General features: G+C 48.8%; 10 protein-coding genes and 1 other RNA gene. 3 read left to right on the top strand and 8 right to left on the bottom strand.

Annotated features, from left to right (window positions below; translation table 11 throughout):
• Nucleotides 1-2 precede the first annotated feature (2 nt).
• Nucleotides 3-1214, bottom strand: a complete 1212-nt coding sequence (locus tag ACFFLE_RS06110; protein WP_380570252.1) for a homoserine dehydrogenase — start codon at nucleotides 1212-1214, stop codon at nucleotides 3-5.
• Between the two features lie 156 nt (nucleotides 1215-1370).
• On the opposite strand from ACFFLE_RS06110, the gene ACFFLE_RS06105 reads away from it, so the two are divergent.
• Together ACFFLE_RS06105 and ACFFLE_RS06100 are read left to right on the top strand one after the other, a co-directional pair.
• Complete coding sequence (locus tag ACFFLE_RS06105) at nucleotides 1371-2729, top strand: aspartate kinase (RefSeq protein ID WP_380570251.1); 1359 nt, start codon at nucleotides 1371-1373, stop codon at nucleotides 2727-2729.
• Nucleotides 2730-2812: 83 nt separating this feature from the next.
• Nucleotides 2813-4495 (top strand): ABC1 kinase family protein, encoded by a 1683-nt coding sequence (locus tag ACFFLE_RS06100; RefSeq protein WP_380570250.1) that lies wholly within the window; start codon nucleotides 2813-2815, stop codon nucleotides 4493-4495.
• Nucleotides 4496-4538: 43 nt separating this feature from the next.
• Here ACFFLE_RS06100 and ACFFLE_RS06095 read toward each other — a convergent pair whose 3' ends face one another.
• Complete coding sequence (locus ACFFLE_RS06095; RefSeq protein WP_380570249.1) at nucleotides 4539-4955, bottom strand: RrF2 family transcriptional regulator; 417 nt, start codon at nucleotides 4953-4955, stop codon at nucleotides 4539-4541.
• Nucleotides 4956-5036: 81 nt separating this feature from the next.
• Between ACFFLE_RS06095 and ACFFLE_RS06090 the strand changes: the two genes are divergently transcribed.
• Entirely contained in the window at nucleotides 5037-6305 is a 1269-nt protein-coding gene (locus ACFFLE_RS06090) for a replication-associated recombination protein A (protein ID WP_380570248.1), read from the top strand.
• A 38-nt stretch (nucleotides 6306-6343) separates the two neighbouring features.
• Here the strand turns inward: ACFFLE_RS06090 and ssrS are convergent.
• From ssrS to ACFFLE_RS06060, 6 genes are all read right to left on the bottom strand, one after another.
• Nucleotides 6344-6535, bottom strand: a non-coding RNA gene (gene ssrS / locus ACFFLE_RS06085) — 6S RNA.
• 167 nt (nucleotides 6536-6702) lie between these two features.
• A complete protein-coding gene (gene aspS / locus ACFFLE_RS06080) occupies nucleotides 6703-8460 on the bottom strand; it encodes an aspartate--tRNA ligase (RefSeq protein WP_380570247.1) in 1758 nt (585 codons plus the stop codon).
• Nucleotides 8457-9734 carry a histidine--tRNA ligase gene (gene hisS, locus ACFFLE_RS06075; RefSeq protein WP_380570246.1) on the bottom strand — a complete coding sequence of 426 codons (1278 nt, stop codon included), beginning with the start codon at nucleotides 9732-9734 and terminating at the stop codon, nucleotides 8457-8459. The genes aspS and hisS overlap by 4 nt, the downstream gene beginning before the upstream one ends.
• Nucleotides 9735-10038: 304 nt before the next feature.
• Nucleotides 10039-10758, bottom strand: a complete 720-nt coding sequence (locus ACFFLE_RS06070; RefSeq protein WP_380570308.1) for an N-acetylmuramoyl-L-alanine amidase family protein — start codon at nucleotides 10756-10758, stop codon at nucleotides 10039-10041.
• Complete coding sequence (dtd, locus tag ACFFLE_RS06065) at nucleotides 10758-11210, bottom strand: D-aminoacyl-tRNA deacylase (RefSeq protein ID WP_380570245.1); 453 nt, start codon at nucleotides 11208-11210, stop codon at nucleotides 10758-10760. The genes ACFFLE_RS06070 and dtd overlap by 1 nt, the downstream gene beginning before the upstream one ends.
• A gap of 10 nt (nucleotides 11211-11220) precedes the next feature.
• A complete protein-coding gene (locus tag ACFFLE_RS06060; protein WP_380570244.1) occupies nucleotides 11221-13398 on the bottom strand; it encodes a RelA/SpoT family protein in 2178 nt (725 codons plus the stop codon).
• Nucleotides 13399-13468: the final 70 nt, after the last annotated feature.

Genomic DNA, 13468 nt, shown 5'->3' with positions numbered 1-13468 from the left:
AATCAATCCCCTTCCACTTTATAGGTTACATAAATGCTGTCATTATTCTCCACCAATGCCCGCAGCTTCTCCGGTTTGATCGCGGAGGTGATGACCACTGCCGCTTCCCTGCGCTCGATGAGTTCATAATCTATCCCATGCTGCGACAACTGTTCCCTGGCGGATATTTCATCGACGGTGAACCGGATGTAGAATCTTTTAGGGCTGACATCTTCTGTGATGGCTGCCTCGTATGCCGGAACCAGATTCTGTTCCACACGCTCCATACGCCTAAGGCAGCTGATCAGGTCGGATACTACAGCGGAGGCAGTTTCCCGACCGCCGGCACCCGGCCCGTAAAACATCGTTTCCCCTACCGCATTGCCCCTTATATATACTGCATTCTTCTCGTCGGATACTGAAGATAGCTGATGATCATCCGGCAGGAAGACGGGCGCCACTTCAATTGACAGCTGGTCATCATGGAATGCACTCCGGCCGATCAGCTTCATCGTCAATCCGGCATTGCTGCCTGCTTTTATGTCTCCCAGTTCTACTGAATCGATGCCTTGTGTCCCGACTTTCCCGATATCCACCTTGCGGTTGTAGGCCAGCCGGGATAACAGCACAATTTTCCTCTGGGCATCAAAGCCGGCCACGTCATTTGTCGGATCAGCTTCTGCATACCCTTTTTCCTTGGCGGCATCAAGCGCTTTTTCATAATCCCAACCTTCACCAGTCATCTTGGTCAATATGTAGTTGGTGGTGCCGTTCAGTATCCCCATCACTTCCTGTATGCGGTTTGCGTTCAGACCTTGACTGATGCCGTTAATAATCGGTATGCCACCGGCTACACTGGCTTCATACATCAGCATGGCACCACTCCTGTTCGCCGCTTCAGACAGTTCATCGATATGTTCTGCAAGCATATCTTTATTCGCGCTGATGACATGCACCCCTTTCTGGAGGAATCCGAGCAGCATGTCCCGGGTGGAGGCCACACCGCCCATCACTTCGGCCACTACATCTATATCTGCGGCATGAATCTCATCGACGTCATCCGTTATGGTTACACCGCCAAGCTCGACTCCGCGTTCCTTATATCTATCCCGGACCAGGACATGGCTGATGGAGAAGCTGGTACCGATTTGCCTCTCAATCTCCGGACGGTTCATCTGAATGATTTCCATCACTCCGGAACCCACCGTCCCCATACCGAGTATTGCCACTTTCATGCCACCATCACCTTTCTCCTATCATGCTTTCATATAAGACTATATATTAGAGAGAAAAGTCGGATAATTCAAGCGGCAATTTAAATAAGGGTACACATTATATGATTTTTGATGTATTATTGTTTTTAAAATTCAGAAAAGTAGAGGTGCAAAGGAATGAAGGTAGCTAAGTTTGGAGGCAGTTCCCTCTGTAATGCAGCACAGGTCAAAAAGATTGCCGATATAATGAAAAGTGACAGCGAACGCCGCATTGCGGTCGTTTCCGCCCCCGGCAAAAGAAGCACTGGCGACACGAAGGTGACGGATATGCTGATTGCCCTACATGCCAACCACACTGCCGGCCTGCCAGTCGAGGAGATCATCACGGATATCATAGGGAGATTTGCCGCAATGGTCGATGAACTTGGACTGGAACACCAACTGCTGGAAAATTATGAAGGTATATTGCGCTCACATCTGGCGAATATCAATGAGAAGAAGCGCCTCCTCGACGCCCTGAAGTCATGCGGCGAGGATTTTAATGCGCAGCTGGTCAGCGCGTATTTGAATAAAATAGGCGTCGATGCCACTTACATGTGCCCTGGTGATGCGGGGATAATGGTTACGGATGAGCCTTCCAATGCACTGCTGCTTCCTGAATCCTACGCCAGACTGGAAAAGTTGAAGGACGCCGGCCAAGTCGTGGTGATCCCCGGGTTCTTTGGATATTCAAAAAGCGGTCAGATCGTCACTTTCCCAAGAGGAGGGTCGGATATTACAGGAGCCATTGTGGCACGTGCGGTTAATGCATCACTCTACGAAAACTTTACGGATGTCAGCTTCATCTATTCGGCCGATCCGTCCCGCATCAGATCTCCTCATAAAATCGAGGAGATCACCTATCGCGAAATGCGTGAGCTGTCATATGCCGGGTTCGGCGTATTCCACGATGAAGCACTGGAACCTGTCTATAAACAGAATATCCCCATCATGATACGCAATACGAATGCCCCGGAAATAGAGGGGACGAAGATTGTAGCCGAAAGGGAGTATACACCCAGCATGCCGGTCATCGGCATCAGCTGCGATGAGGGTTTCACATCGCTCACAATGAATAAATACCTCATGAACCGGGAAGTCGGTTTTACAAGACGGCTGCTGCAGATCATGGAGGACCACGACCTCTCCTATGAACATATCCCTTCGGGTATAGACAACCTTTCGATCATACTCCGATCAAAGCAGTTCGAAGGCAATGATAAATTGGCGGCGGTCATCGCTGATATCGAAGATACGCTTGAAACCGAGTCGATACATATCGAAAACGACCTTGTACTGATCATCATAGTCGGAGAAGGAATGAAGCATCACATCGGCATCGCTACGAAGACAACGGTGGCTCTTAGTGAAAATGACATCAACATCAGTATGATCAACCAGGGGGCTTCAGAAATCAGCATGATGTTCGCCGTAGCCCAAAAAGATGCCCAGAAGGCGCTTCATGCAATCTACTATAATTATTTTGATGAATCCTGAAAATCAGGCTACAATAGATGGACACCTACCCCTCACCATATATTAAAGGGAGTCGGGTTCGGAAAAAGCATGGGAGGCCCGCAATGATATTCAGAAAAAGGATCGAACATATAAGAAGATACCGGGAGATTGCCCTGGCCTTCTCCAAAAGTGGTTTCGGATTTATCGTAGAAGAGTTGGGGCTTGATGAGGTTCTGTCCCTGCCAAAGAAAATGCTGCTTAAAAAGGATGGCACACACATCGAAAAGACGCGCGGAGAACGCATACGCCTCTTTTTGGAAGAAATGGGTCCCACATTCATCAAAGTAGGCCAGATTGCAAGCACCAGGCCTGACCTTCTGCCGGAAGATATCATCGAGGAACTATCGAAGCTGCAGAGTCACGTGCCTTCTTTTCCATACGATGAAGCAAAAGAAATCATCGAGCACTCTTTGGGAGCTGGGATGGATGATATCTTTTTGGAGTTTGAACAGGAAGCAATCGGGTCCGCCTCCATAGGCCAGGTCCACAAGGCCAAGCTTGTAACCGGGGAAGCTGTTGCAGTTAAGGTGCAGCGCCCGAATATCGAAAAAATCATCCGCAACGACCTGGAAATTCTGCAACAATTGGCATTGATGGCAGAATCCCGTATGGAATGGGCCCGCCAATATCAGCTGGTGGACATGATGGAGGAGTTCTCGAAATCCATCATAAATGAGCTCGACTACACCATCGAAGGGCGTAATGCAGATAAGGTCGGCAAACAGTTCAAAGATGACGAGGTCGTCCATATTCCAGAAGTCTACTGGGATGTCACGACGAAAGATGTGCTCGTGATGGAGTTTATAGAAGGCATTCAAATTGGAGACCTCGATTCACTGGCGGCTGAGGGGTATTCAAACGAAGTGCTTGCAGAGCGTCTCACACACGCAATTTTTCATCAAATCCTGATTGAAGGATTCTTCCATGGCGACCCACACCCTGGGAACATCACCGTAATGGACGGCGGCGTCATCGGATTCCTCGACTTCGGCATGGTGGGCAAGATGACGCGTGAGATGAAGTCGATCTACGGCTCGCTGCTCATCGCCATGATGAAAAAAGATGCAGACGGCGTCGTCCGCGCCATAACACGGATGGGGGTCGTGCCGGACGAGGTCAATATGAAGATCCTCAAAAAAGATGCCGAACTGCTCCGCGACAAATATTACGATGTTCCGCTCAGCCGCATGGACCTCGGTGAAGCTGTACAGGACATCTTCCATATAGCGAACGAGCACCATATCAAACTGCCGACGGATTTCACGATGCTCGGCAAGACCATTCTGACGCTTGAGAGCATCGTCCGTGAACTTGACCCGGACTTCAGCATCGTCGATGTAGCAGAACCTTTCGGCAGGCAGCTCCTGAGGGAGCGGTACAACCCTAAAAATGCTGCGGATCATGCGTGGCGCAGCTGGATCGAATTCACCGATGACCTAAAGGATGTTTCCGGTAATGTCCACGAATTCTCCAAAGGATTGAAAGGTCGCAGTGTCCCTGTAGAACTACAGGTGAAGCGGAGCGAGGCGTTCATGAAGCGTCTCGACCGGATAGGCAACCGATTGACGTTCAGTATCGTCCTGCTGTCCTTCAGCATCATCATGGTCGGCCTCATCATCAGTTCCGCATTGACCGACCAAGCCACCGTCCTCTTCAATATTCCGGCTATAGAAATCGGCTCTGTGGTAGCTCTACTGATGTTCATCGGTATGATCTATTCCATATTCCGTTCGGGAAGATTTTAGAAAAAGCCCTGGAGGTCTGTAGTGACCCCAGGGCTTTTTCATATTATATATAGAACATGTAGTCGTCGATTTCATCGTCATCGTGGTTCACCATATCCGAAAGCGTAGTGTGGTCGAGCACGTCACGAAGGGCGTCCCGTATCCTGCCCCACAGATAGCGTTCCGTATCGGTGTCCTTATCATCACCTTCAACCGCAACGATATTCTCTTCCAGTGTCCTGAAGATCTTCCCGACAGTGATCTCATCCGGCGCATGGTTCAATTCATAGCCGCCATAGGCGCCCCGTGTACTTTTGACGAGTTCTGCACGTTTTAAGTTCGTGACAATCTGTTCAAGGTATAGGTCGCTGATCCCCCGCTCGTCGGCAATGGATTTGACGCTGCGCTTATGCTCACCGTAGCTTCTGGCTAAAGCCAACATAAAATAGAGACCATATCTCCCGCGTGTAGAAATTTTCATAAAGCACCTCATAGTTTAAGTTCATATTTATATCAGTTATAGTAGTATTAAATATATCATAACTCTGAAACAGGTGAAAATATGTCAACTCAGCCACTGAGCTTTAGAATGCGACCAAAAACGATAGATGAAGTCCTCGGCCAGACCCACCTTGTCGGTGAAGGCAGCATCATCCGCCGGATGGTGACGGCTAAACGCCTTACATCAATGATCCTCTATGGCCCACCAGGCATCGGCAAGACCAGCATCGCGAGCGCAATTGCAGGTTCGACAAGTTACAAATTCCGTACCTTGAATGCTGTCACCAATACGAAGAAGGATATGCAGATGGTGGCCGATGAAGGGAAGATGAGCGGTAGCGTCATCCTCCTTCTTGATGAGATACACCGTCTGGATAAGGCTAAGCAGGACTTTCTGCTGCCGCATCTGGAAAATGGCAACATCATACTGATTGGCGCCACTACTTCCAACCCCTACCACGCCATCAATCCAGCCATCAGGAGCCGATGCCAGATTTTCGAATTGCACCTGCTCGATCCGGAAGATGTGGAAGTGGCCCTTAGCCGCGCGCTGGAAGATACCGGACGCGGCCTTGGGGATATGACCATAAATATCACCGATGAAGCGCTCGAATATCTGTCCGTGACAAGTCAGGGTGATGTCAGAAGTGCGTTGAACGCTTTGGAACTGGCAGCACTCAGTTCCGACAAAGACGCAAGTGGCGCCGTCAATATTTCATTGGATGACGCACGTGCCTGCATGCAGAAGTCCGACCTGCTCTATGACAAAGACGGCGATCAGCACTACGATGTGATGAGTGCCTTCCAAAAATCAATCCGCGGCAGTGATGTTGATGCTTCGCTGCATTACCTGGCCCGTCTGATAGAAGCAGGCGACCTTGTCACCATCGTCAGACGCCTCCTTGTCATCAGCTATGAGGATGTGGGGCTTGCGAACCCACAACTGGCTTCAAGAACCCTGGACGCCATCCATTCAGCGGAACGCCTCGGGTTTCCGGAAGCGCGGATACCCTTGTCCCAGGCCGTCATAGAACTTGCCCTATCACCGAAATCGAACAGCGCAATTAAAAGCATCGATGCCGCCCTATCGGATATCAGAAAGAAAAAGACAGGTAGTGTGCCGAAGCACTTGAAGGACGCGCACTATAAAAGTGCAGAAAAACTCGGCCACGGTGTCGGCTATAAATATCCGCATAACTACCCGAATCACGTCGTCAGGCAGCAATACTTGCCGGATCCTCTGAAAAGTGCAGCATACTATCAGAAATCAGATGTATCCAAATACGAGAAACAGCTCGCCGAAGTATATGATAAGCTCAAAAAGATATAAAAAAATAAGCACCGAATTTTACAATTCGGTACTTATTTGGAATATCCGAGCTTAAGCCGTGTGTTATTGTTGATTATTTTGGCCTGCTAATTGCAGGTGGGTGCCCAGTTTCCTACTCCAAACGTCCTGTCGGACAGGCATGTTTTTCATAGGAAAACCTATCAAGCTCCCGTTTATAAAAGTGTTAGGTCAAAATATAATTCAACACATCACGAACTTCTCAGATATTCCTCTTAAACACATAATAGCACATGCCTCGAAAAAAGGAAAGGAAAATGAATACGTTTTCTCTGTTTGACTTCCCCCAACCCACCGTCAGTCTGTAACAGTTATTCCCTTCACAAGAACCGAGGACCCTCATAGAAATACCGGCAGGCTAGAGCCTGCCGGTATTTTTCTATTCTTCCGTGTTTACAGAAATATGCAGCTCATCCAATTGTCTTGGATCGACATGTGAAGGAGCATTCATCATCAGGTCACCGGCACTTGCCGTCTTAGGGAAGGCGATGACATCACGGATGTTGTCTGTACCGGCCAGAAGCATCACGAACCGGTCCAGACCATATGCGATTCCGCCGTGCGGAGGTGCGCCGTATTTAAACGCTTCAAGAAGGAAACCGAACTGCTCATCGCGTTCTTCTTCGGTGAAACCGAGTGCTTTGAACATCTTCTTCTGAAGTTCGGCATCATGGATGCGGATCGAACCACCGCCGAGTTCATAGCCGTTCAATACGATGTCATAGGCATTCGCCTTCACATCTTCCGGACGATCCTCCAATTTGCCTATATCCTCTTGCCTTGGCGAAGTGAACGGATGGTGGGCCGCGAAATAACGGTCTTCCTCGTCATCATATTCAAGCAGCGGCCAGTCGGTCACCCATAGGAAATTAAACTGATCCGCCGGTATCAGCTCGAGATCCCGGGCAAGCTTGTTCCGCAAGTTGCCGAGTGCGGCATTGACGACTTTTGCAGAGTCCGCCACGAATAGGATAAGATCATTGTCGACCAGGGAAAGCGTGCTTGAGAGTTCCGACTGCTCCCCTTCATCGAAGAATTTGGCAACCGGACCGCTTAATGCGCCCTCATTCACCTTCAACCAAGCCAGTCCTTTAGCGCCATAATTTTTGACGAACACTTCGAGCTTGTCGATGTCTTTCCTCGAAAACTTATCGGCCGCATCCTTCACGACAATCGCTTTGACAAGTCCGCCGTTATCGACTGCAGATCGGAATACTTTGAATTCGGATTTACTGCTGAATGCGCTCAAGTCATTCAACTTCATGCCGAATCGCGTATCTGGTTTATCCACACCGTATTCAGCCATCGCCTCGTTATAGGTCATCCTCGGGAATGGCAGTGTGATGTCCATACCCTTTACATCCTGCATGACGTGGGCGATCATCCTCTCATTCAGATCCATGATCTGCTCCTGGTCCATGAATGAAGTTTCAATATCAATCTGTGTAAATTCCGGTTGGCGGTCGGCCCTCAAATCTTCGTCGCGGAAACATTTGACGATCTGATAGTAGCGTTCCATGCCGGACAGCATAAGAAGCTGCTTATAGATCTGTGGGGATTGGGGCAATGCATAGAATTCACCTTCGTGGATCCTGGAAGGCACCAGATAGTCGCGTGCGCCCTCTGGCGTAGACTTGGAGAGTACCGGCGTCTCGATGTCGATGAAATCCTCATTATCCAGGAAATTCCTGACACTGCGGTTCAATGAGTGTCTGAGCTTCAATATGCTCTGCAGTTTCGGCTTCCGTAATTCAAGGTATCTGTATTTCAACCTGAGGTCTTCGTTCGTCGTGTCGTCGGTGATCTGGAATGGCGGCGTCTCTGATTTAGACAGCACTTCCACTTCATCTGCAAACACTTCGATACGCCCCGTCGGAATATTGTCGTTCCATTGTGACTGGTCACGTTCATGCACTTTGCCGGAGATAGCGATGACATATTCCGTACGGATGCGGTCGGCAATATTTAATGCCGATTCGGATACTTCCGGGTTGAAGACCACTTGAATCACACCTTTACGGTCCCTCAGATCGATGAATATCAGACCGCCTAAATCGCGTCTCTTCTGTACCCATCCCTTTAGGTTCACCCGTTCTCCAGTCATCTTTTCTGTGATTTCCGCTGTATGTCTCCTCATGATCCTACCTCCTCGATTAGTTCAACAAGTACTTTTATATCTTCAAGTTTGACTTGCTTCGTGCTGCCGTCTGACATATTCTTCAGCTCGGCTGTATTCGTATCCATTTCTTCTTCACCTATTACGATCGTATGCTTGGCACCTTTACGGTCGGCATCCTTCATCTGGGCCTTCAACTTCCTGTTCTTATAATCCATATCCGAACTGATGCCTTCAGCGCGCAGCTGATGGATCAGCCGGCTTGCTGCGGTTCTTGATGCATCGTCCAGCGTACAGATATAGAGATCGATGCCTTGGGGCTTAGGAATTTCAATGCCTTCAGCCTCCAATGCCATAATCAGACGCTCGATGCTGAGCGCAAAACCGATACCCGTTTCAGTCGGGCCGTCCAGCAATTCCAGCAGACCATTATAGCGGCCTCCGCCACATAGTGTGGTGATTGCACCAAATCCTTCTGCATCGCTCATCAGCTCAAATGCCGTGTGTGTATAATAATCGAGGCCCCTGACCAGGTTATAGTCGATTTCATAGCCGATGCCGAGTGCATCGAGGTTGATTTTGACCTGTTCGAAATACGCTTTTGATTCTTCATTCAAGTAATCGTAGATTCTAGGCGCCTGTTTGACGAGTGGGTGATCACGGTCCTTCTTGCAGTCAAGGATGCGCATCGGGTTCGTATCGATCCGGGATTGGCAATCTGAACAGAATTCCCCGATGGATGGTTTGAAGTGTGCCACCAATGCTTCATTATAGGCGGAACGGCTATCCTGGTCACCGATCGAATTGATGTAGAGCTTCAGATTCGAAAGGCCGAAAGACTTGTAGATCTGCATCAGCATGCTGATGACTTCCACATCGATAAGTGGGTCTTCTACGCCGATCGCCTCTATACCGAACTGCACAAATTGGCGGTAGCGCCCCTTCTGCTTCCTTTCATAGCGGAACATCGGCGCAATGTAATAGACCTTGACGGGCTGATTCACATCATGCTGCATCTTGTTCTCTATATAACTTCTGACGACAGGTGCGGTTCCTTCAGGCTTCAAAGTCATGCTGCGGTCGCCCTTGTCCTGGAAAGTGTACATTTCCTTATTGACGATATCAGTGGAGCCACCGACGCCTCTGACGAACAGCTCAGTCGATTCAAAGACCGGTGTGCGGATTTCACTGTAATTGTAGTCCTGCGCAATCTGGTGGAGACGCGCTTCGATGAATTGCCATTTATAGGTGTCTTTAGGAAGGATATCCTGCGTACCTCTAGGTATTTGTATCATTATAAACCACTCCATTTCCGAAAATTAAAAAAAGCCCCTTATATCCACTTGGATATAAGGGGCGATTACTCGCGTTGCCACCCTGATTCAGCCGATAAAAGGCCCTCTGGCATATTAACGGCTGCCACCGCCCGGCGCACGGGGTTCTACCAAAGTGTCGGTTCATGGATACGGATGATGAGTCTGTTTTCAGCCTCGACAGACCTCTCTGGACATCACCCTATCCCCCTCTTTGGATCAAAGAACAGTTTTTCATTTATATAGTATATTAATATTATGGCTTAAAGCCGATGAAGTCAAGCATTCATTTCAAGTACTCTACGATTCCGTCGGTAAGACCCTGCACCATCAGTTCCTGATAATGCGAAGTCAGGAGGATGCGGTCATCCAATTCATTGCTCAAATAGCCAAGTTCAACAAGGACCGCGGGATAATCCAGTTGCCATGTCACCTGATAGTTCATGCTGTGGACCCCGCGGTTCCTGAAATAGGAGCGGGCATCCAGTGCATTATTCAGCGTTTCGGCAAATTCCTTTTGATGTGGATACGTATAATATGTGGTGAATCCGGTGACGCTCGGATCATCCATGGCATCGCTGTGCAGGCTGATGAACAGGTCGCCTTCAACTTTCCTGGCATCAAGCGACGCGAAGGTGTCCTGCTCCCTTGTGAGTAGCACTTCTGCACCGTGCCTTTCCAGTTCTTCCTTCAACTGGCTAGCCAGTCCGTAGACGATTTCATCCTCTGTAATGCCCGAGACACTCGTCGCCCCCGGATCTTTGCCACCATGGCCCGGGTCGAGCACTATAGTCGTGCCTGAAATATCATATTCACGCGGCTGCAGGTCAATTGGCGCCTCGTTGCCTGAAGCCTTGAACATATGGCCGGTTGCGGCGGTGATGAAGACTATCAGGGAAGCGGCCAACAGAAAAGCCACAGGCATCATATACACATGCTTTTTGTACTTGATGAAAAAGATGACTGCACCAAATGTGTTGACGAGAAGCCTTTTCATCCATTCCATCACAATATGTTTCCATTTTCCGCTTCATACATGAAGGTGATCGGCCCTTCGTTGTTGATCTGTACATTCATCATTTCACCAAAGAACCCTTCTTTCACCGTCAGGCCCTGGTCCTTCAGATGGGAATTGAAGACGTCATAGAGATGTTTGGCCTGCTCCTTGCCGGCTGAATCGGTAAAGCTTGGACGGTTACCTTTTTTCACATCGGCGTAGAGCGTAAATTGGGAGATGCTGAGGATTTCCCCGTCCACATCTTTGATGGAGAGGTTGATCTTCCCATCCCTATCTTCAAAATTCCGGCTGGCGGCAATCTTCTCGGCGAGTTTCCTCGCATCCGCCTCCGTCGAATCTTTGGAGACGCCGACCAGCAGGCAATATCCTTTTTTGATTTCATTGTAAAATTCATTGCTTATCACTGTCGCACTTGACACCCTCTGCAATAAGACCCTCATTCATTCCACCTCATTTAAATACCCGTTCTACACTGTAGATGTCAGGCAGCTGTTTAATCTTGTCGACGATCCGATACAAGTCTGTGACATTATGGACCATCACCGACAAACTTATTTTGGCATGATTATCGATATCAGCCCGTCCGTTCACCCGGGTGATCGGGAATTTCGTACCGGCAATCATATTGAGCACTTCGTTGACGAGCCCCTGCCTGTCATACCCTGTTATTTCCAGATCGGCCTGATATTTACGGTCCTTATCCTTATTCTTCACCCACTCCACATCTATGAGCCGTTCGGTCTCATTTCTGATGTTCGGACAGCTTGTTACGTGGACCTTCACACCATGACCTTTCGTGATGAAACCGATTATCTCATCGCCCGGTATAGGGTTACAGCATTTGGAGAGGTTGATGAGCATATTATCCATGCCTTGTACATAGACGCCGGACTCCGTTGAAATCTCCTTATAGTGATGGGTCCTGTCTATCTCTTCCACCACATTCGATTTCTCTTCAGTGACTTTGAATTTCTCCATCAATCTGTTTGTCACCTGCTGGGCTGTTATGCCACCAAAGCCGACCATCGCAAACAGATCATCCTCACTATTTAAGTTATAGCGTTCAAGGACAGGCTCCATATGTTGCGGCTTCAAGATATTATCAGGTTTGTATTCGCGGTTCTTTATCTCATGCTCGACCGCAAAACGTCCTTTTTCTATATTGCTCGCCCTATCCTGCTTTTTGAAGAAGGCGCGTATCTTATTTTTGGAGCTTGATGATTTGACGAGCTTCAGCCAGTCCAGGCTCGGACCGTAGGATTGCTTGCTGGTCCTTATTTCGACGATTTCACCCGTCGATAACTCATAGTCGATCGGGACAATCTTACCGTTCACTTTCGCCCCGATCATCTTGTTGCCCACTTCCGTATGGACCTGATAGGCAAAGTCGATTGGGATTGCCCCTTTCGGCAGCTCGACCACGTCCCCATTCGGTGTGAAGACATACACTTTATCGCTTAGCAGGTCCGTCTTCAACGCCTCCATGAATTCTTCCGCATCCGGTGAGGATGTCTCCTGGTCTATAAGATCCTGGAACCAGTGGAGGCGCTTGTCGCGTGAAGGTTCTTCCTTGAGCTCTTTCCCTTCCTTGTAAGCCCAATGGGCTGCCACACCATGTTCCGCTATATCATGCATCTCATATGTCCGGATCTGGATTTCCAGAGGGTCCCCGTTCGGACCGACGACTGTGGTGTGGAGCGACTGGTACATGTTCGGCTTGGGCATGGCGATATAATCCTTGAAGCGGCCGGGCATAGGTTTCCATATCGTGTGGATGACACCGAGCACCGCATAACAGTCCTTAATGTTATCCACCAGCACCCGGATGGCAAGCAGATCGAATATCTGGTCGAACTGCTTATGGTCCTTCTTCATTTTTCTGTAGATGCTGTATATATGTTTAGGCCGCCCTGATAGCTGTCCTTTTATTTTGGTGGTGGCCATCTCTTCATCGATGCGTTCCATTGCTTTATTGATGACCCCTTCACGTTCGCTCCGCCGTTTCTTCATCAAACTCACAATCTTGAAATACTGCTGAGGTTCTATATATCTGAGCGCGATATCCTCAAGCTCCCATTTGATGCTTGAAATACCTAGCCTGTGTGCAAGTGGCGCATAGATTTCCAGCGTTTCCTGTGAAATTCGTATCTGCTTGGCTTCAGGCATTGCTTTTAGCGTCCGCATGTTATGCAGCCGGTCCGCAAGCTTCACTAGGATGACGCGGATATCTTTGGCGATGGCGATAAAGAGCTTCCTATGGTTCTCCGCCTGCTCTTCCTTCTTGGACTTGTACTTGACCTTTTCAAGTTTCGTTACACCGTCCACTATCACTGCAACCTCTTCATTGAACATACCCACAAGATCTTCAAAAGTATAGGGGGTATCCTCCACCACATCATGAAGGAACCCCGCGATGATGGTGGGACCGTCAAGCTTCAACTCCGCAAGGATTCCCGCAACTTGTACCGGATGTAGTATGTAAGGCTCTCCACTTTTCCTGTATTGTCCTTCGTGCGCTTCATGTGCCAGTTCGTATGATTTTTCTATCATGCCCATATCGGTCTCATTCATATAGGCGCTGCACATTTGTATCACTTGATCCGCACTATAGGGATATTCCTTGTTCATGTCCTCACCCCCTCCCATTACACTGATTAGAATCATCATACTATAAAATCCATTTCAAATAAATGAATGT

The organism is Salinicoccus siamensis, assembly GCF_042429615.1.
In the GTDB taxonomy this organism is placed as follows: Bacteria; Bacillota; Bacilli; order Staphylococcales; family Salinicoccaceae; genus Salinicoccus; species Salinicoccus siamensis.
This window is presented reverse-complemented; position numbering and strand designations above follow the sequence as displayed.